Origin of the sequence: Labilithrix sp., assembly GCA_019637155.1 — a bacterium.
Lineage (GTDB): Bacteria > Myxococcota_A > Polyangia > Polyangiales > Polyangiaceae > Labilithrix.
Window position 1 is genome coordinate 20,272 of record JAHBWE010000020.1, and the last position, 24,947, is coordinate 45,218.

19 protein-coding genes are annotated in these 24,947 nt (G+C 70.7%); 5 read left to right on the forward strand and 14 right to left on the reverse strand.

The window, feature by feature from the left end:
- Positions 1-11 precede the first annotated feature (11 nt).
- Together KF837_35500 and KF837_35505 are read left to right on the forward strand one after the other, a co-directional pair.
- Positions 12-527, forward strand: a complete 516-nt coding sequence (locus KF837_35500; protein ID MBX3232685.1) for a biopolymer transporter ExbD — start codon at positions 12-14, stop codon at positions 525-527.
- Between the two features lie 411 nt (positions 528-938).
- Positions 939-2,000 carry a hypothetical protein gene (locus tag KF837_35505; protein MBX3232686.1) on the forward strand — a complete coding sequence of 354 codons (1,062 nt, stop codon included), beginning with the start codon at positions 939-941 and terminating at the stop codon, positions 1,998-2,000.
- A 66-nt stretch (positions 2,001-2,066) separates the two neighbouring features.
- Here KF837_35505 and KF837_35510 read toward each other — a convergent pair whose 3' ends face one another.
- Positions 2,067-3,800, reverse strand: coding sequence for a hypothetical protein (locus KF837_35510; protein MBX3232687.1), 1,734 nt, complete (start codon positions 3,798-3,800; stop codon positions 2,067-2,069).
- A gap of 200 nt (positions 3,801-4,000) precedes the next feature.
- Between KF837_35510 and KF837_35515 the strand changes: the two genes are divergently transcribed.
- On the forward strand, positions 4,001-4,555 hold the full coding sequence (locus KF837_35515; protein ID MBX3232688.1) for an NADAR family protein: 555 nt from the start codon (positions 4,001-4,003) through the stop codon (positions 4,553-4,555).
- A 7-nt stretch (positions 4,556-4,562) separates the two neighbouring features.
- Here KF837_35515 and KF837_35520 read toward each other — a convergent pair whose 3' ends face one another.
- The 6 genes from KF837_35520 to KF837_35545 all read right to left on the reverse strand — a co-directional run bounded on the left by KF837_35520 (position 4,563) and on the right by KF837_35545 (position 10,285).
- On the reverse strand, positions 4,563-4,892 hold the full coding sequence (locus KF837_35520) for a hypothetical protein (protein MBX3232689.1): 330 nt from the start codon (positions 4,890-4,892) through the stop codon (positions 4,563-4,565).
- 73 nt (positions 4,893-4,965) lie between these two features.
- Entirely contained in the window at positions 4,966-5,916 is a 951-nt protein-coding gene (locus KF837_35525) for a calcium-binding protein (GenBank protein ID MBX3232690.1), read from the reverse strand.
- A 98-nt stretch (positions 5,917-6,014) separates the two neighbouring features.
- Positions 6,015-7,208 carry a DUF4147 domain-containing protein gene (locus KF837_35530; protein ID MBX3232691.1) on the reverse strand — a complete coding sequence of 398 codons (1,194 nt, stop codon included), beginning with the start codon at positions 7,206-7,208 and terminating at the stop codon, positions 6,015-6,017.
- Positions 7,205-7,771: a hypothetical protein gene (locus KF837_35535; protein ID MBX3232692.1), complete on the reverse strand. Its 567-nt coding sequence runs from the start codon at positions 7,769-7,771 to the stop codon at positions 7,205-7,207. The genes KF837_35530 and KF837_35535 overlap by 4 nt, the downstream gene beginning before the upstream one ends.
- A complete protein-coding gene (locus KF837_35540) occupies positions 7,768-9,057 on the reverse strand; it encodes an HD domain-containing protein (GenBank protein ID MBX3232693.1) in 1,290 nt (429 codons plus the stop codon). The genes KF837_35535 and KF837_35540 overlap by 4 nt, the downstream gene beginning before the upstream one ends.
- A 7-nt stretch (positions 9,058-9,064) precedes the next feature.
- Positions 9,065-10,285, reverse strand: coding sequence for a site-specific DNA-methyltransferase (locus KF837_35545; GenBank protein MBX3232694.1), 1,221 nt, complete (start codon positions 10,283-10,285; stop codon positions 9,065-9,067).
- A gap of 240 nt (positions 10,286-10,525) precedes the next feature.
- Here KF837_35545 and KF837_35550 point away from each other — a divergent pair, with 240 nt between their 5' ends.
- Positions 10,526-12,631, forward strand: coding sequence for a hypothetical protein (locus KF837_35550; GenBank protein ID MBX3232695.1), 2,106 nt, complete (start codon positions 10,526-10,528; stop codon positions 12,629-12,631).
- 79 nt (positions 12,632-12,710) lie between these two features.
- Here KF837_35550 and KF837_35555 read toward each other — a convergent pair whose 3' ends face one another.
- Both KF837_35555 and lysA read right to left on the reverse strand, forming a co-directional pair.
- The gene (locus KF837_35555) at positions 12,711-13,169 is read right to left on the reverse strand and encodes a hypothetical protein (protein ID MBX3232696.1); all 459 of its coding nucleotides are present in this window, start codon (positions 13,167-13,169) and stop codon (positions 12,711-12,713) included.
- A 30-nt stretch (positions 13,170-13,199) separates the two neighbouring features.
- The gene (gene lysA / locus KF837_35560) at positions 13,200-14,471 is read right to left on the reverse strand and encodes a diaminopimelate decarboxylase (GenBank protein ID MBX3232697.1); all 1,272 of its coding nucleotides are present in this window, start codon (positions 14,469-14,471) and stop codon (positions 13,200-13,202) included.
- 79 nt (positions 14,472-14,550) lie between these two features.
- Here lysA and pyk point away from each other — a divergent pair, with 79 nt between their 5' ends.
- Entirely contained in the window at positions 14,551-15,960 is a 1,410-nt protein-coding gene (gene pyk, locus KF837_35565) for a pyruvate kinase (protein MBX3232698.1), read from the forward strand.
- Between the two features lie 117 nt (positions 15,961-16,077).
- Here the strand turns inward: pyk and KF837_35570 are convergent, their stop codons facing one another.
- The 5 genes from KF837_35570 to KF837_35590 all read right to left on the reverse strand — a co-directional run bounded on the left by KF837_35570 (position 16,078) and on the right by KF837_35590 (position 24,930).
- Complete coding sequence (locus tag KF837_35570) at positions 16,078-20,469, reverse strand: zinc-dependent metalloprotease (protein ID MBX3232699.1); 4,392 nt, start codon at positions 20,467-20,469, stop codon at positions 16,078-16,080.
- A gap of 214 nt (positions 20,470-20,683) precedes the next feature.
- Entirely contained in the window at positions 20,684-21,514 is an 831-nt protein-coding gene (locus KF837_35575) for a hypothetical protein (GenBank protein ID MBX3232700.1), read from the reverse strand.
- Between the two features lie 29 nt (positions 21,515-21,543).
- Complete coding sequence (locus KF837_35580) at positions 21,544-22,542, reverse strand: PEGA domain-containing protein (GenBank protein MBX3232701.1); 999 nt, start codon at positions 22,540-22,542, stop codon at positions 21,544-21,546.
- Between the two features lie 22 nt (positions 22,543-22,564).
- Positions 22,565-23,992: a protein kinase gene (locus KF837_35585; GenBank protein MBX3232702.1), complete on the reverse strand. Its 1,428-nt coding sequence runs from the start codon at positions 23,990-23,992 to the stop codon at positions 22,565-22,567.
- Between the two features lie 101 nt (positions 23,993-24,093).
- A complete protein-coding gene (locus tag KF837_35590; GenBank protein ID MBX3232703.1) occupies positions 24,094-24,930 on the reverse strand; it encodes a hypothetical protein in 837 nt (278 codons plus the stop codon).
- Positions 24,931-24,947 lie beyond the last annotated feature (17 nt).

Genomic DNA, 24,947 nt, shown 5'->3' on the forward strand with positions numbered 1-24,947 from the left:
GCAAGCGGTTGATGCATGCGGTCCCGCTCAAGTTCGTGCAGAAGAAGGTCACCGGCGGCGGCCATCGCGACACGAACGCGTCGCTCTCGCTGACGAGCATGATCGACTTCCTCGTCGTCACCGTCGTCTTCCTCCTCCTCACCTTCAGCGCCTCCGGCGAGACGCCGACGACGAAGGGCGTGCGGCTCCCCGACGCCGAGAACACCCTCGACATGATCGACGCGCCGATGGTCGGCGTGACGGGCAGCCTGATCCTCGTCGACGGCAACCCCGCCGGCAACACGCGCGCGATCGAGGACTCGAAGCGCCTCCAGCGCATCGACGAGCTCTTCAACATCCTCAAGCAGAAGCGCGAGGTCTGGAAGCAGCTCCACCCGGGCAAGGAGTTCCCCGGCGTCGTCGTCCTCCAGATCGATCAGGACGTGCAGGCCATCGTCGTGAAGAGCATCTTCCAGACCGCAGCGTTCGCAGGCTTCCCGAACGTCAGCTTCATGGTCGGCTCCCTCCCCAAGACAAAGACCGAATAACGCATACCGGTCGGCGCCCAGACCTGCCTCGGCCTCGGCGCTTGGGACGAGCAAGGGACCCACGGAGCCTGCGAATGCGGGCCACGCGAGCGGGGCCCACGGCCCCCTTCGGCCTCGGCACTAGAGCCGAGCAAGGGCCCAGCCTCGGCACTTGGGCCGAGCAAGGGGCACCAGAAGCAGCCGCGCAAAGCGCCTCCAACCTCGGCACTTGGGCCGAGCAAGGGGGCCGCGCAACGGCCCCAGAAGCAGCCACGCAAGCGCCCCTCACCCTCGACGCGAGGGCCGAGCAAGGGGCCCCAGAAGCGGCCGCCCCAGCGGTCGCGAAGCGACCCTCGCGCTCCGCGCGAGGGCCGTGTCTGGGGTGGGGGTGTCGGGGGCAAAGCCCCCGACGTTGAAAAAGGAGACTGGTCGGTGAATACGAGCGGAGGGCCTGGCGACAAGCCGCGGGACATTGGCCTGAAGGCGATCCACGACGCGCGCATCGAGCGCGGCGCGTCGAAGGCTGGGCGCGTGTCGGGCATGACGTGGCTCTTCGGTATCGGCACGGTGCTCGTCGTCGTGATCGGCGCGTGGATCTATCGCGACCGCTCGCTCGACGCGATGAAGGAGGAGCTCTTCTCGAAGCAGCGCGCCGCGACGACGACCGTGGGCGCGGAGTGGTACCCGCTGCGGGAGCGGCTCGAGAAGCTCACGATCGAAGCGGCGGCCCCGGAGTACAAGGGCGACCACGTCGATCCCGCGGCCGCGAAGTGGAACCTGACGGACGTGCCCGGTCTCTACCTCCGCATGCGCACCGCCGACGCGAAGGACGCCGAGTCGCTCCGCAAGAAGGCGAAGGACTCCGCGCGCGACTCCTTCGTGGGGTGTTTCCTCCGCGAGAACAACCCGTCGATGGCGGCGGCGGCGAAGGGCGAGGACGCGGGCACGGGGTGGAACGACCAGCCGTGGAACCTCCGCCTCGCGTACCAGACGACGCGCATCCTCTCCGAGGAGTGGACGACGGAGGCGAAGAACGCGGAGGACGAGATCCACTTCCGCGTCTTCATGCAGCAGTACGAAAAGGCGATCGCGGAGGAGATCCCGCACGCGATCGACATCGTGAAGCGCGCGCAGTTCTTCCTCCTCGTCCTCGACGAGGACGTGGACGAGGCCATGCAGTTCGCGCCCGACTCCGGCTACAGGGCGGGCCAGATCTCGGAGGAGGGGCTGCAGCAGGTGGTGCATCCGTCGCGCGTGCACCTCATCGACCTCCGCACGAAGGACGGCGACCCTACCCTCCTCCGCGTGCGCCGCTCCGCCGACGCCGACTTCCACTTCGTCTCCGGCGCGATGCCCAACAACGCGTACACCCTCTCCGCGCTGAAGCGTCAGGTCATGAACTGCAACCTCGCCGAGCAGGTGAAGACCGCGCTGAACCCGACAAAGACCGCCGACGCGGCGCTCGACGCCGGCGCGGCTCCCGACGCGAAATAGCCGAACGGCGCGCGGCGATTCGACGGCTGGACGCGAGCGACCTAGAGGCGGCTGGACCCGAGCGGGCTAGAGGTCGTCGCGGCGGCCGACGGGGCCGGACTGCTGGACGCAGATGACGGCGCGGGAGGGGCCGCCGCCGAACCAGTCCCACGCGTCGCAGCCGGCGCCGTCGGCGCGGCCGGGCGCGTTCTCGTAGTACGAGAGGCCGCTGTTGGCGTAGCGGCAGGAGCTCGTGTCCGCGACCCACGTGCTCTTCTGCGTGCCGCCGCCGAGGCCGGCGACGAGCGGGCCGAGGAGGCGCGCCTCCTCCAGCGTCGCGAGGCGGTTCACGAAGCCGCCGTTGTTCGCGCACGCCGCCTGCGCCCGCGCGTAGGTCTTCCCTGCCCCGTTGTCGATGACGAAGGCGCGCATGCGGAGGACGCGGCCGGTGTGGAGGTACTCGTCGATCGCGGCCTGGGCGGCGAGGTACTCGGGGAGCGTCGCCGGGTTCGTGCCGGGCTTGCAGTCGGTGAAGTCGCCGCTCTTCGCGTTCTCGGCGCAGGTCGAGATCATGTCTTCGACCGCAGCGAGATCGGTGCCGAGCATGATGCCGTCGTCGCTGCGGAAGCGCGCGGCCCACTTCGACGCGACGGCGGCCACGTCCTCGACGCGGCGCTTCGGCTCGCCCGGCGGCGCGACGTTGTAGTAGGCCTGGTTCTCGCCGGCGGCCTGCTGAAAGTCGCTGATCTCGTAGCGCCACGCGCGCTCCATCTTGAGCTTCTGCTGGCCGAACGCGCGGAGGTAGCTCTCCGTGTCGCGCATCATCTTCTGGTTCTGCTTGAACGGCGCGCTCGCGTCGACGCCGACCGGCGCGTTCGCGGCCATGCCGTAGCGCGTGACGTGGAGCGCGGCCGGGATCGCGCGGCGCGTGAAGTGCTGGAAGAAGCCGGCCGCGTCCTTGTCGCGATCGCCCTGCAGCGACCGGCGGAGCGCGACGCTCGCGCCGTCGATCTTCGTGAGCTTCTCTTCGAGCGTGCCCTCGATGCCAACGAGCGTCTCGTTGCCGGTGAGGTCGAAGCCCTGCGCCGTGACGGTGACGGAGGAGCGCACGTCCTCCCGCTTCGAGGCGTCGGTGAGGCGCGACTTGATCGAGCCGTCGAGGCCGACGACCGCGGCTACCGTGCCGCCGGCCGAGATCTGGCCCTGGAGCCGGAGCGCTTGCTCTTCGCTCGACGTCTCGAAGGTGATGAGCGCCTCGATCTTCGCCTGGTAGGTGACGGCGTTCACGAAGCGATCGCCGCAACGGACGAGGAAGTCCTGCGGCCTGCTCGTGAGCATACTGAGCGCGTCGTCGGTGAGGTTGACCGGCGCGTTCGAGACGACGACATACGACTGCACCGCCTGGATCAGGTAGTTCACGCTCGTCGTCGTGCTGCGGAAGCTGCGGAGGAGCGAGCCCGACGCGTTCGCGCTGACGAGCGGCGCCTTCACCGAGAGGCTCACGTCGACGCCGAGCTCCTTCGCGAGCTCCGTGTCCGTCTTCACGAGCTTGATCGTCGTCGCTTGCGACGGCTGGCCCACGCTCGGCGGCGGTCCGTTCGCGGCCGCGCTCACGCAGCCGGTCCGACGCAGGTCGAAGAGCGCGTTGTATCCGTCGAAGAGCGTGATGCCGGGCTCGGTCGTCGTCAGCATGTCCTGCCCGACCCGATCGCCGTACGCGCCGACCGCTTCGCCCTCCGCCGTCTCGGGATCGGAGTCGGGAGACGCGCTGCAAGCGGCGACGAGGAGGGGAGCGAGCAGGACCGCGCGGCGAAGGAGCATGGTGGTGCCGGCGATCCAGCAATCGCCATGCCCTGTACCTACATCAGCTCACATCGACGCTTTTCGGTATTCTTCAATGGTTTTCAGAATTTGGTGGAGATGTCTCGGGACATCGATCAGGGGATTCCCTACACCACGCGATCGTTTCGATCGCCGAGCGGTGGCGGCCTCGGAGCAAAAGAGTCATATTGACTCTTACTATGTGGACCCGAGCCTCGCTCACCCGGCACCTCGCGGACGGACACGCCGTCGACTTCTTCCTCTTCTACGGGCACACCCCGAAGGTGGAGGGCGCGATCGATCGCTCGTGCCTGAGCCAGTGGTACCCGGCCGCCTTCGAGGTGGACGGCGTCCGCTACGCGACGGCGGAGCACTTCATGATGGCGGAGAAGGCGCGGCTCTTCCGCGACGACGAAGCGCTCGGCCGCATCCTCGAGGCGGCGACGCCGTCGGAGGCGAAGCGCATCGGCCGCTCCGTGCGCAACTACGACGACCAGGCGTGGGGCCGCGCGCGCACGCACGCGGTCGTGAAGGGCAACGTCGCGAAGTTCGATCAGGACACGGCCCTGCGCGAGCTCCTCCGCAGCACGGGCGCGGCGATCCTCGTCGAGGCGTCCCCGCGCGATCGGATCTGGGGCATCGGCATGGGCGCGTCGAACCCCGACGCGACGAACCCGGCGCGCTGGCGCGGCCAGAACCTCCTCGGCTTCGCCCTGACCGAAGCGCGCGCCCAGCTCTTCGGCGCATCACGCTGAGGCGCGCTCAGCGGTAAGGACCGGGATCGGAGAGCACCTCGATCGAGAGCGAAGTCTGCGGCGCGTACCCGGGTGACTCGAAGTCGTAGACCCTGACGTTCGCGACCACGCACTCCACGACGCGCCCGCGGAGCGTGTACTTCGGCTTCGCGTCGGGCGGCGGCTCCGCGCGCGTCCAGTCCGTGCCCCCGCGCGTCCCCGCGTAGAGGATCGACGTCACGACGTCTCGCACGCGCGGGACGCTGCTGCCGTCGGGCAAGGAGAACACCTCGACGAGGACCTCGTTGCCGATCGGGATCGGCGCGGCGGTGAAGATGGTGATGCGAAGCGGCGGCATGCGTTCGGAGCGCCCGGCGAGCGTACAGGCGAGCGCGACGAATGGTACGGCACGAGCGCGAAGACGTGAACGCTCAGCGCTGCACGAGGTAGACGTCGATCACGGTGCCGCGGCGGCCGTCGGTCATCGTGAAGCGGCTGCGCTCGCCCTCGCAGTTGCCGCGCGCGTCGCAGCGCATCTCGCGGCGGTCGTGGAGGTCGATCGCCTTCACGCCCGCCTCGGCGAGGGACGTGAGCTCGTTCGGCGTGCTGAGGCGGTCCATGTTGCGATCGCTCCACACGACGATCTTCGCGAACGCCGCGTCCTTCGCGTCGAGCACGCCGTCCTCGTTGTCGTCGAGATCGCGGAGCGCGTCGAAGCCGTTCCGCGCGAAGCTCCCGTTCCCGAGCTTCGTGGCGGAGCCGAAGAGCTCCGCGCCGCTGTCGATCGAGCCGTTGCCGTCGCGATCGAGCGCGAGCCAAGGCGTCACCGCCGTCGGCCAGTCGCCGCCGTGGCACACGCCGTCGCGCGAGAGGTCGAAGCTGCCGGTCGCGTTGGTCGCGAAGTCGACCGCCGCGCCGTCGAACGAGAGGACGAGCGGCGTGTTGCACGCGCACTTGCCGGCGTTGAGGTTCGTGTCGAAGTACGGGCAGTACAACCCGTCGCGGGTCGGCTCGCTCCAGCGCGCCTCGCCGCTGACGTTGACGCACTTCTGCTTGCAGAAGCCGGGGCCGCCGGACGACCCGAAGCCGCGCTCGAAGCCCTCGGGGCAGTCGCGCTCCGTCCCGACGGTGCACTCGCCCGGCGCGTCGGGGCCCTCGTTGAGGAGGCAACCGCCCCGCGAGAGCCCCCACGTCGGCGCCGGGAAGTCGTCCGCCTTCGCGGCGCCCTCGTCGATGCTCTTCGCAGGCTCCTGCTCCTGCTCCTGCTCCGCGTCGTCCGCGCGCTGCTGCGAGGCCGTCTGCCCGGACGCCTCGGGCGCGATCTCGCCCGCGCACGCAAGGAGGGAAGAGCCGAGGACGACCAGGAGAGCGAGGGTGCGCATGTGTCATGACTTGAGCAACCGATGTGCCGCCATGAAATGCCGATGATCAAGGCCATATGTGCCAATTCAATGTGCCATGTGCGACATGTGCCGTGCCGCTACGTGCCGTCGTGCGTTCGTACGAGGACGTGAAGGTCGGCGAGGTTGTGGCCCGTGGGCTCCGTCGGGACCGCGGTGCCGAGGCCGAGGTGGAGCGGGCCCGTGTCGAACGCAGCGAGGGCGCGCACGATCGCGTCCTCGCCGGCGCGCGCGACGAACGTGTCGTCGACGACCGCGCCCGCCGTGTCGCTCGTGCCGTCGACGCCGTCGGTCGCGAACGCGGCGAAGATGCAGCCGGACGGGAGCTGACGACCCACCAGCGTCGCGAGGTGCGTCGAGCGGCCTCCCCTCCCCTCGCCCGTCACCGTGAGCGACGGCTCCGCCACGCGCACGAGCGCGTGCCCCGGCGCGAGCGTCTTCGCCGCGCGCAGGTACTCCTTCGCGAGGCGCTCGAGCGGCGCGTCGCTCGGGCGGAGCACGCGCACGGTGATGTCGCGCTGGCGGAGGCGCGAGCTCATCGCGCGCGCGAGATCGGCCGGCGCGATGACGACGTCGCCGCCCACGTTCGCGCCCGTCCGCCCCGTCTTCACGAACGGGAGGTCCGCGTACTTCGGCGCCCAGCGCGCGACGACGCGACGGGCCTGCGCGACGGTCGACGGATCGCCCACGCTCGGGCCGGAGCCGACGTCGTGGAGGCCTCCCTTCACGACGTCGCTCATCGCGAGCGTGTACACCGGCACGCCGCCCGCCGCGCGCGCGAGGCCGCCGCCCTTGATCCGCGAGAGGTGCTTCCGCACGACGTTGATGTCCGCGATCGGGGCGCCGCTCTCGAGCAGCGCCTGCGTCACCGCGCGCTTGTCCTTCAACGTCACGCCCGGCGCCGGCGCGCAGACGAGCGCCGACGCGCCGCCGGAGACGAGGACGAGGAGCGAGGCCGCGCGCGCCGCGACGCCGAAGCAGAGGTCCGCCGCGGTGACGCTGCGCGCGTCGGGGAGCGGATGCCCCGCGCGGAAGACCTGGAGCCCCGCCGCGTTCGTGTCGTCCGTCGTCACCACGAGCGTCTCGACGATGCTCTGGCTCCACGCCATGAGCGCGCCGCGCGCCATCGCCGGCGCGGCCTTGCCGATCGCGACGAGGCGGACCTCCTCGAGCGGCTCGAGCCCCGCGAGCGCCCCCGCGACGCGCGCGGTCGGATGCAGCTCCGCGAGCGCGGCCTGGAGGAGCGACTCGAGCTTCGTCGCGTCGAGGCTCATCGGGCGATCGGACCGGCGAAGAGCTCCTGCCATCCCAGCGTGAGGGAGGCGAAGAGCGCACGATCGGACGGGCCGCCGCCCGCGTTGCCCGCGAGCGCGGCGTCGCTCCAGCGCGCCCCGACGTGGAGGCCGGCGAAGAGGCCCTCGGCGCGATCGAAGAACGGGAGCTCGAGGCCGAGGCCGGCCTGGAGCGCGGGGCGGAACCGCGCGCCGTCGGGCTGCACGAACGCGGCGCCGAGCTCGAGCGCGAGGGAGTCGATGAAGAGGTCGGCGCGCGGCGAGCCGAGCTCGTGCCCCGTCACCCACCGCGCGAGGAAGAGCGGCCGCAGCTCGACGCCGGTCGCGATCGCGCGGCGCGGCTCCGACGACGCGAAGCCCTCCTCGTAGGTGCCGAAGACGCCCGCGGTCGAGAGGTAGCGGAGGCGGAGATCGCCGGTCGCGCGCGGCGCGCGGGGGCCGGCCGTGATCCCGGCCGCCACCGCCACCCCGAGGTCGCCCTCGATCCTCCCGTGCGCGGAGTCGACCTCCGCGAACGCGAAGAGGAGCGCAAGCGCGCCCGTCATGTCGCGAGCGCGCTCGCGATCTCGTCGCGCAGCTCGGGCGCGACGATGAGGCGGACCCGCGACATCACCTGGCCGGCGAGGCGCGCGAGGAGGAAGGAGACGTCGCTGAGCGGGCGCGCGGGTCCCTTCGCGAAGACGACGGTGAGCGGCTCGGACTCCGCGCCGAACGGCGTGTCGGCGGCGACGTCGAGGCCGACGTAGAGCTTCGGATCGAGCCCGTGCTTCTTCGCGATGTCCTCCGCGACGTTCAGGCAATGCGCGCGCCCGTCGGGCAAGGCCTGCTCGCCGAACAGCTCGTACGTCTTGAAGAGCGCACGGAGGCGCGCGCGCCGCGCGATGTCGGAGAGCGCGGGATCCTTCGCCCGCTCCCACGCGCGCATCGCGACGAAGAGGAGCGAGTCGTCGAGCTCGAGGTAGTCGTCGAGCGTCACCGGTTGGCCGTGCGCGGCGAGCTCGATCGCGCGCGGGGTCCCCTCGAGGCGCATCCCGTCGGCGACGAGCGCGGTCGCGCGCGCGAGGACGGTGCGGATCATCCACTCCGCCGAGCGCGTCGCCTTGTGGAGATACACCTGCTGGAACATGAAGAGGCGCGCGAGGAGGAACGCCTCGATCGCGGGGAGTCCCTTCGCGCCGTCGATCGCGAGGCCCGGCGCCTTGCCCGCCTCGGCGGGGGCGAAGCGGAGCGAGCGGAAGAGCCAGTCGAGGTCGAAGACGCCGTAGCGGACGCCGGTCGAGTGCGCGTCGCGGAGGAGGTAGTCGCAGCGATCGACGTCGAGCGTGCCGCTCACCGCGCGCGCGAGGTACGGGAGCGGGTTCTCGCCGCGCACGAGCGCCGCGACGCGCTCCGGGAGCGACGGATCGACCGAGACGAGGACCGCGTTCACGCCGGTGGAGGGATCGAGGACGATGCGCTCGGTCCACTCCTCGTGATGCGCCGATCCCGGGATCGCCTCCTCGAAGAGGTGCGAGAGCGGCCCGTGCCCGACGTCGTGGAGGAACGCGGCCGCGAGCGCCTCCTGCGCGCGCTCGCTCGTCACTTGCTGCCAGAACGGGAGGTCGCCGTGGATCTGGCGGAGGCGCGCGAGGAAGAGCTTCATCACGTGCGCCGCGCCGATCGCGTGGGAGAAGCGGGTGTGCTCCGCGCCGGGGAACGCGTACGACGCGACGCCGAGCTGGCGGATGCGCCGGAGGCGTTGCACCTCGGGGGAGTCCATCAAGCGCGGGATGAGGCGCTCCTCCTCCGTCTCGAACGACACGAGCCCATGCACCGCATCACGCAGGATCATTCGAGCCTCATACTCGCGCCGAGCTCCATTCGCCGATCGAACCGTCGTCGCCGAAGACGCGCACGTCGAGACGTCCTCGCTCCGCGACGTGCGCCTCCCGCGCGGCGTGGACCGGCTTCGAGCCCGGCACGCGCTCGGCGTGCCAGAGCGCGCGGAACACGCCCTGCTCCTCGCTCCCGATCGCCCACGCGAGCGGCTCGCTCGGCGAGACGAGCCGCACCGCCGAGCGCTCGACCTCCACGACCGGCGGCGGCGCGGCCGGCGTCATCATGCCCTCCACGCGCTCGACGCGGATCGACGCGTCGTCGCGGAGGAGGCGCGCGCGCGTCGTCGCGATCGCGACCGGGCTCTTGTCGCAGACGATCGCGCGCCGGCCGAGCGCGTTCGCCGCGACCGCGGTCGTGCCGCTGCCGCAGAAGCCGTCGACGACGAGGCTCCCCGGCTCGGTCGCGCACGCGACGATGCGCTCGAGGAGCGCGCGCGGCTTCTGGGTCGGGTACCCCGTCCGCTCCGACGGCGCGGCGTGACGGAGCGGCGCGACGTCGGTCCAGAGGGCGTCGATGCGCCGCTCGCGGCAGAGCACGCCCTCCTCGTTCTTCACGAGGAAGTACTTGATGTACACGCGACCGGAGGCGGTGCGATGGATGCGCCCCTCCTTCTCGAGCTTCGCGATCGACGCGTCGGTGTAGTCGCCGCGCGGCGCGCTCGTGAACGGACGGCCGTCGTCGCCCCAGCGGATCGCGCGCTCTTCGATCGGCTCGAGGCGCGTCGGTGGACGGAGCACCGCCTCCTCGCGCCCGTAGACGACGATCGTGTCGAGCGTGCGCCCGAACTGCCCGCTCGTCGCCTGGCGGCCGAGGTTCGGCGCGCGCCGCCAGACGATCTCGTTCACGAACGCGTCGCGTCCCATGATCTCGTCGAGGATGCACCGCACGAGGTACGCCGCGCGCCAGTCGAGGTGCACCCAGATCGTCCCGCGGGGCGAGAGGAGATTGCAGAGTGCATCGATCCGCGGGGCGAGCATCTCGAGGTAGCTGCCGATCGACCACTTGTCCTCGTACGCGAGCGTCCTCCGCGCGCGACCGTCGGCGGGGCCGTCGAGCCGCGCCTCCGCGACGTAGTCGCGATCGGACGAATAGGGCGGATCGACATAGACGAGGTCGGCGCTGCCGGCCGCGATCGTCGGCGCGACGTCGACGACGTCGCCGTGAACGATACGGTTCGACAAACCGGAGCCCGTCTCCTCGACGACACGCGACGCGACGCCCGCGCCCCCGACCGGCGGTATTTGCGGCATGGTTACGCGCCATTGGCGACCTGGCCAGGTCAGCTGCGGCACGTCGCGCTCTCGGCTCCTGCGTTCTGCCACGGCGGCGCTCATTGTGTCATGACCGGCGTCATCACGACGCCGAAAGAGCCAATTTGAATGAAGGGGGCGGTGGAAAGTTGCGATAGCGTTTAAGGCATCGTGGCTAGCAAGACGCCGACGCCGCTGCGCCTCGTCGAGATCCTGAAGGCCCTTCCGCCGACGGAGCTCGAGTCGCTCGTCTCGCGCCTCGGCGTGCGGATCGATCCCGCGAAGCGGCTCGATCCGCCCGCGCAGGTCGCGCGCGCGCTCGTCGCGTTGCCGGAGCTGCGCGAGCCGGGCCGCCTCCCGCAGGCGAGCGTCGAGCTGCTCCACCGTGTCGCTGAGGCACGCGGTCTCCTCGTCGTCGCGTCCGTGCCGCCGGCGCTCCAGCCCCTCGCCGAGCGTGGCATCCTCTTCGCGCGCGCGATCGGCAAGAACGAGTTCGAGCTCATCCTCCCCGCCGCGTACCTCGTGCAGCTCCGCACGTGGGAGGGCGAAGACCCACGCGGCGTGCGCGCGCTCCTCGCGCAGGCGCCGTTCGAGACGGTGAGCGCGATCGCCGGTCACTACCTCGGCCGCCCCGCCACGCCTCCGATCGCGCTCTCGCTCGAGCAAGCGTGGGAGGTCCTCGGCGATCCGACGAAGCTCGCGCAGGAGATCGAGAAGCTCTCCGCCACCGAGCGGCGCGTGCTCGAAGGCGCGGAGGAGCTCGGCGGCGAGGTCGACACCGAGGAGTTGCTCGAGCTCGAACGCGAGCCGCTTCGCCTCCGCACCGCCTCCGGCGCGACGCCCTCGCGCCGCGGGGTCGGCTTCTCGCTCGAGCGCCGCGGCCTCCTCATCCCCGTCCACCCGAACCGCCACATCGTCCCGACCGAGGTCGGCCGCATCATCGGCGCGGCCCGCACCGCCGAGCGCGAGGCGCGGCGCGAGCAGGTGCGGACGTTCGTGACGGAGGGCGATCACGCCCCGCGCCGCGCGCGCTTCTCGCAAGACCCGGCCGTGCTCGCGATGGCGCTCGCCCTCGCCGCGCGCGAGCCGGGCAACGAGGTGCGCGCCGGCATCGGCACGCCGAAGTCGCTCGTGTCGAAGCTCGCGACGCGCTTCGGCCGCGACGCCCATCACGTCGCGCTCGTCTCCGCCCTCTCGCGCGCGATCGGCCTCTGGGACGCGTCGGCGACGAACGTGAGCTCGCCGCCAGGATCGTTCTCGCTCCACGAGCTCTCGAGCCACCTCTTCACCGCCTGGCGCCGCGGCGGCGCGTGGGACGAGGCGCGCCCCGACTCCGAGATCCTGCGCCTCCCGCCGGAGCAGCGCGACTCGAGCGCGAGCAGCGTCGTGCGCGAGCTCGTCCTCTCCGCGCTGCGCGAGCTCGGAGACTCGCGCTGGATCCCGTGGCCTTCCCTCGAGGGCTACCTCGCGTCGGATCACCGCATCGAAGGGATCGCGCGCCTCCTCCGGCGCTGGGCGGAGCGCGTGAGCGCGCCCGATCCCGATCCGATGATCGTCGCGCGCCGCATCGTGCTCGAGAGCCTCCCTGCGCTCGGGGTCATCGATCTCGGCGAGGACGATCCCGAGGACGCGAGCGAGGACCCCTCGCCGCGCGTCGCGCTCCGCCTCACGCCGCGCGGCCGCATGTTCCTCGCCGACAAGCCGGCCGCGCCGAACGCGGAGCCGTCGAAGTTCCTCGACACGCACGTCCTCCGCCTCGGCTCGAGCGCGAAGACCGGCGCCGTCCTCGCGCTCTACGGCTTCGTCGACCTCGGCCGCGTCGCGGAGGCGCTCGACCTCATCGTCGCGCCGCAGACGCTCGCGCGCGCGCTCTCCGCCGGCTACGAGGCGGACTCGCTGCGCGTCCGCATCGAGACGATCGCGCCGCTCCCGGAGACGCTCTCGCGCACGCTCCAGCAAGCGAGCGTCGTCGTCGGTCGCGGCACGTTCGCGGCCGCGGCGGGCTTCCTCTGGGTCGAAGACGCGAACGTGCGCGAGCTCCTCCGCACGCGCCGCGCGACGGCCGACCTCTTCGTCGATCCGTCGCCCCCGGGCGGCCTCCTCGTCGGCGCGCAGGTCGACATGGATCGCCTCGCGCGCCGCTGCCGCTCCGTCGGCGTCGAGCTCGTCGTCGACGGCCAGATCGTCCGCGCCCGCCAGGGCGCCCCGCCCGCCGTGTCCGGCGAGCGCCGCCGCTCGTCCTCGACCCGCATGCCGAAGATCAAGGTCGGCGGCTAACCTCAGAGCGCCGCGGTTTGCCCTCTCGGGGCCGCGCGCGGAGAGGCCCCGGCGGGGGCCCCTCTCGAACAAGAGAAACTCAGTCGTCTTTGGCGCCGGCGGCGATCCACGCGCGGATCACGTCTCGCTTCGACTTCGAGAGGAGCGCCTCGTCGCCGGTCGCGTTGTCGTCCTCCGGCGGCGGCATCGCCTTGCCGCAGTCGCCGGGGCAGCTCTCGAGCTCGGCGTGTGTGTTGTCCATCTTCCGCATGACGAGGCTCTCTTCCGGCTTGCCGGGCACGACGAGCCTCGTGCCCTTGAAGAACGTGCTCTCCTTCATGAGCGACGCGTAGGTGACCGCCGGGTCCGCGGTGATGTTCACGCCGAGCGGCGACTCCTTCGCCGCGTGGCACGACGCGAGCGCGCAGTTCTTCACGAGGATCGGCATCACGTCCTCTTCGAACTTCGGCGGCGGATCGGGAGGGGGCGCGGGATCGTCGGAGCACGCGCCGACGAACGCGAAAGATGCAAAGAGAACGGAGGGAAGGACGCAGCGCACGGCCCGATTGTAACAGGGACGCGCGGCTCGTTACATCCGGTCGTCGACCCAGTCCGTCGCCGGCTTCCGCGCGCGGACCTCGCGCACCTTGCCGCCGGCGAGGAACATCTCCGCCGGAACGGCGCGGCCGTTGTAACGGCTCGCCATCGAGAAGCCGTACGCGCCGGCGTCGAGGATCGCGACGTCCTCGAACGGCTGCGACGGAAGCTCGTGCACGCCGAAATCGTCGGAGCTCTCGCACACGGGGCCGACGACGCGCATCGGGACCGGCGTCGCGCCGGCGGGCATCGTGACGGGCACGATGCGGTGAAAGGCCTGGTAGAGGGCAGGACGCATGAGGTCGTTCATGCCCGCGTCGATCATGAGCCAGCGCCGCTCGGGCGCGACCTTCACCTGGATGACGCGCGCGAGGAGGATCCCTTGCGCGCCCACGAGCGAGCGGCCCGGCTCGCAGAAGAACGCGAGGTCGTCGAGCCCCGCCTCGCGCTTCGCGGCGCGCACCGCGCGGATGAAGTCCGCCGGCGTGACGGGGCAGCCCTCGCCGTAGTCGATGCCGAAGCCGCCGCCGGTGTCGACGAGCTCGAGCGCGAAGCGGCCGCGGAGCTCCTTCGCCGTCTCGAAGACCTTCCGCGCCGACGCGAGGTACGACTCCATCGCGGTGAGCTGCGAGCCGGCGTGCGCCGCGATGCCGACGACGCGCACCTGCGCGGGGGCCGCGAGCGCCGCGCCGACGGCGTCGTTCAGGGTCGAGAGCGGGATCCCGAACTTCGCGTCGTCGTGCCCGGTCGTGATGTGCCGGTGCGTGTCGATGACGTCCTCTTCGACGCCGGGGTTGATGCGCATCGTGACGCGCGCGACGCGGCCGAGCGCCTTCGCGCGCGCGGCGACGCGGACGATCTCCTCGACGCTCTCGACGTTGATCGCGCGGATGCCGCGCTCGCCCATGCCGATCGCGAGGTCGAGCTCGTCGTCCGCCTTCGCGACGCCGCTGTAGATGATCTTCTCCGCCGCGATCCCGCAGCGCTGAGCGAGGACGAGCTCGGGGCCGCTCACCACGTCCGCGCCGCAGCCCTCCGCCGCGAGCGTACGCACGATCGGGCCCGCGCTGTTGGCCTTGACCGCGTACGCGACGAGGTGGCTCTCCCCCTCGAACGCCGCCTCGAGCGCCTTCGCGTTCGCGGCGATGCCGTCGAGGTCGTAGACGTACGTGGGGGTGCCGATGCCCTCGTACCGGCCGAGGCCGGCGAGCGAGACGCCCCCGAGCGTGAGGACGCCCTGGGCGTCGCGGCGCGTAGCGGTCATTTGCGAGTGCCGTGCTTGTCGCACGGGCGAGAAGGCTTGCCAAGCTCGGCGCGCCGGAGGATGCTCCGCTTCAATCCTCATGGCCATCCGACGCGCCAAGCTCGTGTGCACGCTCGGCCCCGCGTGCAACTCGGTCGAGGGCCTCAAGGGTCTCATCGACGCGGGGATGGACGTCGCGCGCCTCAACTTCTCGCACGGCAGCCACGAGGACCACGCCGGCCAGTTCCAGCGCCTCCGCGAGGCGAGCGCGGCGAAGAACAAGCCCGTCGCGGCGCTCCAGGACCTGTGCGGCCCGAAGATCCGCACCGGCACCTTCCCCGCCCCGTTCGATCTCAAGACCGGCGCCGAGGTCGACCTCATCGAGGGCAACGGCGTCGGCGACGAGAACAACATCTACATCCAGTACGAGGGCCTCGGCGAGGACGTGCACGTCGGCGACCGCGTCATGTTCGACGACGGCCGCATCGTGATGCACACGCTCGCGACGCAGAAGGACCGCATCCGGGTGAAGGTCACCCAGGGCGGCGGGATGCGCAACCGCGTCGGCGTGCACCTCCCGACGCGCACGATGCGCATCAGCCCGCTCACGGAGAAGGACAAGACGGACCTCGGCTTCGGGCTCTCGCTCGGCGTCGACTACGTCGCGCTCTCGTTCGTCCGCCGCGCCGACGACATCCGCCTCGTCCGCGAGATCTGCGAGGAGTGGGGCAAGCCCACGCCCGTCATCGCGAAGATCGAGACCCCGGACGCGATCGAGAACCTCGAGAGCATCATCGCCGCGTCCGACGGCGTGATGGTCGCGCGCGGCGACCTCGGGGTGGAGTTCCCGCCCGAGCGCGTGCCCGTCATCCAGCGCCAGATCCTGCTCGTCGCGCGCCGCGTCCGCCGCCCCGTCATCGTCGCGACGGAGATGCTCGAGTCGATGAAGACGAGCACGCGGCCCACGCGCGCGGAGGCGAGCGACGTCGCGAACGCGGTGTTCTCCGGCGCCGACGCGCTCATGCTCTCGGGCGAGACCGCGACCGGCGACCACCCCAACATCGCCGCCGGCATGATGAGCGCGATCGCGATGGAGGCGGAGAAGAGCCCGTTCTTCGAGGCCGCGCCGTACGCGACGCGCGCGACGAGCGTGGCGGAGGCGATCGCGCGCGGCGCGGTGAACACCGCGCGCGAGATCGGCGCGCGCTTCCTCGTCGCCTTCACCGAGAGCGGCTCGTCCGCGATGAACGTGAGCCTCGCGCGCCCGCCGGTGCCGATCATCGCGTTCTCGCCGAACCCCTCCACCCGCCGTCGCATGGCGCTGCTCTGGGGCGTCATCCCGCGCGAGCTGCCCCAGCTCACCGACACCGACGCGCTCGTCGACTGGGTCACGGGCGACCTCATGGCGAACGGCCTCGCCTCCCCCGGCGAGCGCGTCGTCATCGTGTTCGGCGCTCCCCTCGGCGTGAGCGGCTCGACCAACTCGATCCGCGTGCACGTCATCGGTTGAGCGTGAGCTGGGCGCGCGAGCTCCGTCGACGAGCTCGTCGCGCGGCGCTGAAAACGACTCGGGCCGGGAGCAAGTGCTCGCCGGCCCGAGGGGTCTCTTCAGCGCGAGGTCAGGCGATCACTCGCCGCCGCCGCCACCGCCGAGCGGGCCGTTGCCGAAGATGTTCGCGATCTGGCGCATCGCGTCGAGGAGGCCGACGTAACGACGGAGCTCCTTCTCCGCCGCCTCGTCGGCGATCGTGGGCTGGCCGCCCGAGAGCGCCGCGGTGAACTCGCCGTTGGCGCCGGTGGTGCCGTCGTACGCGCGGGACGCGAGCTCGTTCGCGCGGAGCAGCATGCGCGAGGCGATGCCGGAGTCGACCGACTTGCCGTTGATCGTCTCGTTGCCGAACCGCGCCGCGAGGTAGCGGTAGCCCGACACCGGGTCGACGAAGGAGACGCGGCGGTCGACCGGGATGTTCTGGTTGAGGTCGCCCTCGAACTGGATGCGCATCTTGTTCATCAGCACGAGGTCGGTGGAGAAGCGCGAGAAGAGCATCGCGTAGATGCCGGCCGCGAGCTGGTTCGAGTACCCGAGGTTCGGGAACACGATGCCCTTGTTGCCGGCCGGGCGACCGACGCTGCCGGGCTCACGCGGCTGGAGGTTGAGCGTCACGATGCCGGTGCCGTTCGCCGACATCGACGGCGCGACGGTCTCCCAGTCCTCGGAGAGGATGCCGCCGAGGAGGCGGTCGATCGCCTGCGGCGTGTCGGTGCGGAAGCTGATGTACGGGTCGCGGCCGTCGAGCGCGTTCTCACGCGAGATGGTCGACAGGGTCGGGCGCGAGTCGACGAGCTCGCGGATGGCGAGGGCCTTCTCGTCGTCGAAGCCGGCGTGCGCGGGGTAACGCTGGTAGTCCCAGGAGCCGCCGAGGCTGTTGTCGAAGTCGACCTGGACGTAGCGGCCGTCGACGAGACCGAGGTTGCCGATCACGCTCGTGACCTCCTTCGACTCCGTCTCCGTCTGGACGTCGAAGATCGGGGTGCCACCCGGCTTCGTGCGCTGGTTCGTGGTCGCGCCGCCGCCGTAGGAGCCGGGCTCCGGCATCAGCAGCGCGCGCTGGAGGAAGTTGAACATCTCCTGCGACGCGATGAGGGCGGGGCGCTCACCGTCGTCGTCCTCGAGGTCGGCCGGGTTCGTGACGCGGCCGAGCTCCGTCGTCGTGCTCCAGTGGTACGCGCGCAGACGAGCGTACGTGTTGTTGGCGACGCCGGAGGAGAGGCCCCACCACGCCCACTCGCGGTTCTGGCGGCGGAAGTAGCCCCAGGGGTACGTCTCGTCGAAGCGGCGGATCACGTTCATCGTGATCTCGTAGATGTCCGCGCCCGAGTCGAAGAGCTTCGCGTGGATGTAGCCGCCGCGCGAGTAGTCCTCACCGTAGCGGTACTGCCAGCGAACGACCGGCTGCTTGTTGTAGTCGAGGCCCTTCCAGTGAACGCCGTTCGCGCCGATCGGGATGACCTGACCCTGGAGCTTGAACGCGATCGGGTCGGACTTCATGTCCTCGTACGCGAGGTGGTTGCGCGGGCCCTGCGAGCAGACCTTGCCGTGGACGATGCGCCACTTCGCGCCTTCCTTCTCCTCCTCCGTCGCGGGGCGGCAGTCGCGGGCCGGGTCGAAGACCTTCGCCTTCATCGCCGCGCGCGTGTAGTGCAGGCCGTAGCCCTTCGTCGGGTCGAGGATGAGGTCCTTCGCGATGCCCTGCGAGAGCATCTTGACGGCGAAGAGCTGCTGCTCGTCGTACTTCGTGACGCGCGAGTCGAACGTCTCGAGCACGCGGCCGTAGAGCGTCTTCATCGCGTGGAGGTCGTACGTGCCGGCGCCCACCGTCTCGCCGAAGCGCTCGATCTGGTACTCCATCGTCGAGGTGTTCGCGAAGTACTCGATGCCGGGGCGCGACTCGCCCGCGATGCCCTGCTCGTCGTCCGAGAGCGGATCGAGGTAGCGCGGGCCCAAGCAGGTGTCGTCGCCGCCGTTGCGCGGCTCGGTGCACGGGGTCGTGGAGGTGCCCTCCTTCGTGCGGAGCTGCCAGTACTGCGGGGCGTAGTTGAGCGAGTCCCAGGAGCTCGCGAAGTTGTGGCGGAGGCCGATCGAGTGACCGATCTCGTGGAAGGCGATGCCCTTCACCGACTCGCGGAGGAGCTCCTTGTAGACCGCCTTGCCGCGCTCGACCGGGTCGAGGCCGCTGTACTTCGCCTTGAAGTACGGCGCGAGGGCGGGCTGGTAGAGCGAGCCGGCGCCGGCGTTGGTCGGGCCGTCGGCGAAGCAGACGCCGCGCGCGCCGAGGAACGCCTGGTACGCGTCGAAGATGTCCTGCGCCCGGGTCGAGTCCTGGTCCGCGATCGTCTTGATCGAGTTGTAGACGTGCGAGCTCTTGTCCTGCGACTCCGCGACGAGGCGGTAGAGGTTCCTGTTCCCGAGCTCCGTCTTGTACGGCGTCGCGTCGAGCCGCTTCATGAGCGCCTCGAGCTCGAGGTTCGCCTTCGCGAGGTTCGTGCCGGCGAGCGAGTCCTGCGAGCGGAGCAGGGCCGTCTCGATCTGAGCCTTCAGGTGCTCGACCGTGCCGGGCGTGGTCACCGCCGGGATGCTCTTCCTCACCGTCGCCTGGATCGTCTTCAGGTCGATGTTCTTCGTCACCGCGGAGATCTCCGCCGCCGACTTCGCCTGCGCGAGGCCGCCGACGATCTTGCCGTCCTTCACGCGCTGCACGTAGGTCGAGGCCTGGACGCCCTGGATGAGGTCCTCGATCTTCACGTCGCCCATCGCGAGCGAGATGATGTCGCGCTGCTGCGCGGCGGCGGCGTAGGCGGAGCGCATCATCGTCGTGGCCGTGACGCCGATCATCTCGCCCGTGAGCGGGTCGCCGCCGATGGAAGCGACGCCGCCGTACGGAGCGCGCGACGCGTGCGGCCAGTAGATCGCGTAGTTCTTGCGGAGGTCGCCGAGGCGGATGAGCTCGCCGGGCTTCCCGCACATCGGGAGGTCGTACGCGCGGACCGGGTTGTGGCAGGTCGTGACGGCGGGCAGGTCCTTGCCGTCCGCGCCCTTGTCGACCTCTTGCGGCTTCGGGGTGTCGATGCCCCAGCCGCCGAAGCGGACCATCTCCTTCGACTCGGGGCCGGTGCCCTCGAAGTAGAGGTCGTGGCAGTCGTCGCGGTGATCGCCGTCGCCGAAGTCGTGCGTGCGGCGGCACTCGACCTCGCGGCGGTACGCGACCGCGACCTTGACGAGCTGGCTCCAGGTGATCGTCATCTCCTCGAGCGCGCCCGGCGAGGTGATGGTCTTGCCGTCGGGGGAGACCTCGTCCTGGAGGTCCTCCGGCGCGTCGGCGTTGAGCCAGTAGCCGATCGGCTTGATCTTGCGGTCGCGGACCGGGATCGTGCAGCGGCCGATGTACACGTCGCACTGCGAGCCGAGCGAGCCGGAGTAGCCCGCCACCTCGGGCTGGCACTCGTCCGCGGTGCCGTCGCCGTCCTCGTCCGCGTTGCTGCCGCACTGGGTCGCGAGGTGGCTCTTCTCCCAGATGTTGTGGAACGAGTAGAACGTGTGCGTGTTGGCGTCGGTATAGCCGTACTGCGGGTCCCATGCCGTGATCGGCGCGCCGCCGTACTCGCGGTTGAAGTTGTTGCCCGCGTTGCCCCAGTTGCCGACGACGTCGCGGAAGGTCTTGTTCTCCTCGAACGGCTCGAAGTCCTCGTCGCCGGTGAGGCGGATGAAGGAGCTCCTCATCTTGACCTCGACCGGCGAGCAGTCGAACGTCGTCGTGCCGTTGAAGAAGCCGACGAGCACGCACTCGGGGATGCCGTACGCGCCGACCGGCGACGACTTCAGCTGGTACTTGTTCGTGACGTCGAAGTAGCCGTTCTGGATCTCGAAGTGGGGACGGTCCTCGTCGTTGTCGTTCGTCGGGGCGTACTCGATCGGGGTCACGTCGCTGTTGCCGCCGAAGACCCAGCTCGTGTCGCCGCTCGTCGACTGCGCGACGTTCGTACCCCAGTCGACGCGCATGTACTGGCGCTTGAACCAGGGCCGATCGCTGACGTTCTCTTCGATGACGTTCTGCTCTTCGCCCGTGGCCGGGTTGTACGAGCGGCGGATGTCGAAGTGGCTCTGGATGCGGTACGCAGCGACGATCGTGCCGGTCGCGGGGCCGGGGAACTCCCACTTGCCGGGGGAGACCTCCTTGCGCGGGAGGCCGCGGTTGTCGGCGCCCGGCGACTCCTGGTAGGCGCGGCGCGCGAAGAGGAAGTTCTCGGTGACCTCCCAGCGAACGCGCTCGACCGCGGACGCGCCGCCGATCGCGCCGACGTGGCTGTCGGTGTTCGCGCCGCTGTCGATGTTGAAGCTCTTCGTGCGGAACTCGGGGTCGTCCTTGTAGTCCTCGAGGTTCGGACCGAGGAAGAACGACTTGGCGACCGCGTTCGCCTGAACGCGGCTGATCGGGTCCCGCTCTTCAGCGCAACCCGTCAACCCGGAGGAGCCAACGACACTAACGACAAGGGCGGCAAGTGCACCACGTCCGAGCCACTTCGATTCCATGGGCCGGGCCTTTAGCAAGAGCTGGGCCTTCAAGATCGCCGCGATCTCCTGCGTGTTAGCTTTCTTTCACCACCCCTACTGTTAGGTCTGCAACGCTGCTGACGCTCCAAATGGGGGGCGGCACCCCCATTTGACTACCTTGTGGTCAATTCTTGACGTAGGTCACGTCCTCCACGTCCCCGGCCTGGCAACCGACCGCTCCCTGGAGGGTCCCGGTGACGGCTGCCGCATCGAGGGTGCGCGTGCCGGAGAACGAGGTCTCCGTCTTCGTGAAGGAGAACGTGTCCGTCAGCGACGCCTGATTTCCCGCGGTGCAGCGGGCCGCTTCGCAGGTCGCGCTGCACGTGAACGAGGTCGCGCCGACGAACCGGACCGCGGTCGCGGTCGGGTAGCTCACCACGCTCGTCGTCGAACGCGTGCACCCCGGGACGTCGGAGTAGAGGACGTCGGTGCGGCCGGCCGTGCCGGCGACCTCCAGCTCCACCTCGGCGATGTCGTACGGATCTCCCGCGATCGCCGCCTTGATGTCCGTCGCCGCGCCGCCGCCGGCGGGCGTGCACGTCCACACGGTGATCCGGTAGGTCGCGTCGTCGAGGGTCGTCTGCGTCGTGGCCGCGTCGGCGTCGGGCTCGTTCGTATCCGCGTCCGCGTCCGCGTCCGCGTTCGCCGAAGCGTCGTCGGAGGCGTCGGGCTCGTTCGTATCCGCGTCCGCGTCGGCTTCCGTGGCCGCGTCGGCGTCCGCGCCGGCGTCGTCTCCGCCCGAATCGCCCGTGCTCGTCTCGACCACGTTCGCGTCGTTCGTCGGCGGCGGCGTGATGACGGAGCCCTCGGCGTTGGTGCGGCCGTCGGTGCTCCCGTCGAGCAACGTCGACGGTCCGACGGTCACGTCGTCGTCGCTGCACGCGGTGACCGCCATCGCCGGAACGAGGACGAGCGCGGCCGTAAAGAAGAGGAACGAAGCTCGGTGACGACGCATATCCGTGCAGAGTTAGCACGGCGCATCCTTCACCAACGAAGGATTGCCGGCGGACCGCCCGCCGCACCGCCGCCGAGCCACCTCGCCGGCCAGCGCGACGACGTGCTCGGAGACGAAGGCGCGGCCGGCTCGTGCGACGCGCCGATGTCCGTGAAGAGGAGGATGACCGCGCCCGCGCCCGCGAGGAGCGCGACGACGAGCGCGACGTCGGTGCCCGTGCGCGCCGACTCGCCTTCGTCCTTGAGCCGCGCCCTCGCGGTCGGATCCTTCTCCGCCTCGTAGTCGCTCGCGAGCCCGAGCGTCCTCACCCCGAGGACCGTGGTGACGATCAGCGCGACGCCGGAGACGCCCGCGAGCGCGTAGCCCGCGATCGGCCGCATCGAGCCGCCGTCCTTGTCCGGCGGCGTCTCGCCCTCCGGCGGCGGCGCCGGTCCGGCGGGCGTCTTCGCCTCGAGCGCGATCTCGAGCTTCGCCTCGCCCTTCCCCGCGACGTCGGCCGTCTTTTCGACGGGCGTGAAGCCGTCGGCCTCGGCGGAGATCGCGTGCGAGCCCGCCTTCAGCCGCACCTCGCCCGCGCCGTCGCGGAGCGTGAGCGGGCTGCCGTCCACCGTCACCTGCGCGGTGGGCGGCGTCACCGTCACCTTCAGCGTCCCGATCTGCTTCTTCGCCTCGGCGAGCGCGTCGCGGGCGCTCGCGAGCTCCTCGGGCGGAGCGCCGGTGTCCTCCTGGAGGAAACGCGAGAGGTCGCCCTCCGCGAGCACGGGGTCGCCGGTCTTGAGGCGCGAGATGCCGAGGTTGAGGAGGATGCTCGTGTGCGGCACGAGCTCGTACGCCTCTTCGAACGACGCGCGCGCGCCGGAGTAGTCCTGCGCGCGGAGCTGCGAGACGCCCTTGCGGAACGCGGCGCGTGACCGATCGCGCGTCGCGGGGTCGACCGCGGACGCCTCCGTCGTCTTGCCCTGAGCATGTGCATTCTGCACGCATCCGAGCGCGAGGGCGATCGCTAGGCAGGTCGCGCGCAGTCTCATCCGCGAAGGGATGTTACCTCACTCAGTACCGCGGCTGGGACGTGATTCCCTGGTTGCCCTTCGGCTTGGGCGCGGGAGAGGCGGCCGGGCGCGGGCGCGGCGACGACATCGGAGGGCGCGGTCGCGACGCGCCGGCGCCGGACACGGGCGCCGGATCGGCCGGGAGCTCGAGGGAGTCGTCGGCGGAGATGACCTCCTCGGTCGGCGCCGGCGGGACGGGCTCGGGCTCGCTCGTGTCGACGACCGGCGGCGGGGCCGTCGCCACCGAGCGCGCGCGCGTCGGCGGATCGGGGCGCGAGAACGCGAACGCCAAGACGCAGACGCCGACGAGCACCGCCGCGATGGCGACCATGCCGGCGAGCTTCGCGCCCTGTCCCGGAGCGTGCGCGGACGAAGGGACCGACGGCTGCGACTCCGGTCCTTTGATGAGCGGGACCTCGGTCGGGTACTTCTCGGGCGGGAGGATCTCCGCGAAGTCGACCGGCGTCCGCGTCGCGGGGAGCAGCTCGTCGTCGCTCGACGATCCGAGCCGCATCGCGAGGCCGCCGGGGAGCGCGTCGGGCTTCGAGATCTCGGTCGGCGGGTCTTCGTCGTCGCGCGCGGAGGGCGGCGGCGGCGGACCGGAGGGCATCCGCGGCGGCGGCGGGATCGAGGGTCCCGTCAGGAAACCTTCCGAGCGCGCGATCGCGCGCCACTCGCGGAGGAGCTCGGTCGCGCTGCTCGGGCGCTCGTGCGGGCCGCGCGCGAGGCAGCGCTGGAGGAGCGCGTCGAGCGCCTCGGGGACGGGGAAGCGGCAATACGAGCGGAGCGGCGCGGGCTCCTTTTCGAGCTTGCTCGCGAGGATCGCCATCTGGCTCGGACCTTCGTGCGGGAGCCGTCCGCTCAGCATCTCGTAGACGAGGACGCCGAACGCGTAGACGTCGGCGCGCTCGTCGACCTTCGCCGCGCCGCGGATCTGCTCCGGCGCCATGTACGCGACGGTGCCGATCGACTCGCCGGTCCCGGTGAGGCGCTCGGTGTCGAGCCCGTCCATCTTGCAGACGCCGAAGTCGAGGACCATCGCGCGGACGCGGCCGGTCTTCAGCGCGAGGAAGACGTTCGAGGGCTTGAGGTCGCGATGGATGATCCCCGCCGCGTGCGCGTCGATGAGCCCGCGCAGGATCTCCTCCCCGATGCGCGCGACCTCGTTCCATTGCAGCGCGCCGACCGCGCGGATGCGGGCGGAGAGCGGCTCGCCCATGAGCCGCTCCATGACGAGGAAGGTCTCGCCGTCACCGGTGTCGCCGACCTCGTAGACCTGGGGGACGTAGTCGCTGCGGATGCGCTGCGCGGCGACGGCCTCGCGATGGAGGCGGAGCATCAACGTCTCGTCGACGAAGAGGCGGCTGACGACCTTGAGCGCGACGTGCGTGCGCGCGTCGAGGTCGGTCGCGGCAAACACCTGCCCCATGCCGCCTCGACCGATCAACGCGTCGACGCGGAGCCTGTCCTGAAGGATGTCGCCAGGTTTGACCGGCACGCTACCGGTAGGAGCGTATCAGGGCCGGGCACTCACGGCCGAGCGATCGTGCACGTGAGCGTGTTGTGGATCTCGGCTCCACCAGCCAGGAAGTCGTTGGGCCCGAACCCGAGCCCGACGCGGGAAATCGGCCCCGACGTGCGCTCGAGGTCGCTCTTCTTCAGCGCGAAGCTGTACGTGTTGCCGGCGGAATCACGGCCCTCGTAGCGCATGTAGTCCTCGACGCCGGTATTTCCGGTGTAGACGACGGTGGTGTCGCCCTTCGGGGGATCGCCGCGGCCGGCCCCCGGCTTCGGGGAGACGGAGAGGGTCCCGCGGCGACGCTGCGCCTGGTCGAGCGCGATCGTGGCGTGGAACATGCGCGCCTCGCAGGTGAGGATGCGCGCGTCGGTCGCCGCCGGCGCGGCGCTCGTCTTCTTGAGCGTGATCGCGTCGCGTCCGATCGCCTTCAGCGTGATCGCGCTCTCGGAGGAGGCCTCGATCGAGAAGATGAAGCGCTCCGAGAACCCGTCGGTGACGTCGAACGTGATCAGCGTCTCGCCCGGATCGCCCGCGAACGTGCGCCACTTTCCGCGATAAACGACGGCCTCTTCTTTCGTCGTCGGCACGGGGATCCACGGCGACCAGATCGTCGTCTCGTAGACGGTGCGCCGCGACACGTACTCAATCTCGAACGCGTTCCCGGCTTCGAGATTGAGCCGCGCGACGTACGACCCCGAGAGCGGCTTCCGCTCGATCGCGAACGTCCCCGCCGGCACCCCGACGAGCGCCGCCTCCGCCGCCTCGACCCCCTCCTCTTCTTCCGTCGTGGCCGCACACCCCGATGCAAGCGTCAGAAGAAGGAGACCCAGTGCAGCGCGGTGCGTCATGTCGCTCGATTAGCGCA

What these genes read in the sequence shown, in the direction of transcription:
- KF837_35525 (MBX3232690.1), bottom strand. Translation starts at nt 5,916, where the DNA reads ATGCGCACCCTCGCTCTCCTGGTCGTCCTCGGCTCTTCCCTCCTTGCG.
- KF837_35540 (MBX3232693.1), bottom strand. Translation starts at nt 9,057, where the DNA reads ATGATCCTGCGTGATGCGGTGCATGGGCTCGTGTCGTTCGAGACGGAG.
- KF837_35520 (MBX3232689.1), bottom strand. Translation starts at nt 4,892, where the DNA reads ATGCCGCCGCTTCGCATCACCATCTTCACCGCCGCGCCGATCCCGATC.
- KF837_35510 (MBX3232687.1), bottom strand. Translation starts at nt 3,800, where the DNA reads ATGCTCCTTCGCCGCGCGGTCCTGCTCGCTCCCCTCCTCGTCGCCGCT.
- KF837_35580 (MBX3232701.1), bottom strand. Translation starts at nt 22,542, where the DNA reads ATGAGACTGCGCGCGACCTGCCTAGCGATCGCCCTCGCGCTCGGATGC.
- KF837_35590 (MBX3232703.1), bottom strand. Translation starts at nt 24,930, where the DNA reads ATGACGCACCGCGCTGCACTGGGTCTCCTTCTTCTGACGCTTGCATCG.
- KF837_35585 (MBX3232702.1), bottom strand. Translation starts at nt 23,992, where the DNA reads ATGGGGCAGGTGTTTGCCGCGACCGACCTCGACGCGCGCACGCACGTC.
- lysA (MBX3232697.1), bottom strand. Translation starts at nt 14,471, where the DNA reads ATGACCGCTACGCGCCGCGACGCCCAGGGCGTCCTCACGCTCGGGGGC.
- KF837_35500 (MBX3232685.1), top strand. Translation starts at nt 12, where the DNA reads ATGCATGCGGTCCCGCTCAAGTTCGTGCAGAAGAAGGTCACCGGCGGC.
- KF837_35535 (MBX3232692.1), bottom strand. Translation starts at nt 7,771, where the DNA reads ATGACGGGCGCGCTTGCGCTCCTCTTCGCGTTCGCGGAGGTCGACTCC.
- pyk (MBX3232698.1), top strand. Translation starts at nt 14,551, where the DNA reads ATGGCCATCCGACGCGCCAAGCTCGTGTGCACGCTCGGCCCCGCGTGC.
- KF837_35575 (MBX3232700.1), bottom strand. Translation starts at nt 21,514, where the DNA reads ATGCGTCGTCACCGAGCTTCGTTCCTCTTCTTTACGGCCGCGCTCGTC.
- KF837_35515 (MBX3232688.1), top strand. Translation starts at nt 4,001, where the DNA reads ATGTGGACCCGAGCCTCGCTCACCCGGCACCTCGCGGACGGACACGCC.
- KF837_35530 (MBX3232691.1), bottom strand. Translation starts at nt 7,208, where the DNA reads ATGAGCCTCGACGCGACGAAGCTCGAGTCGCTCCTCCAGGCCGCGCTC.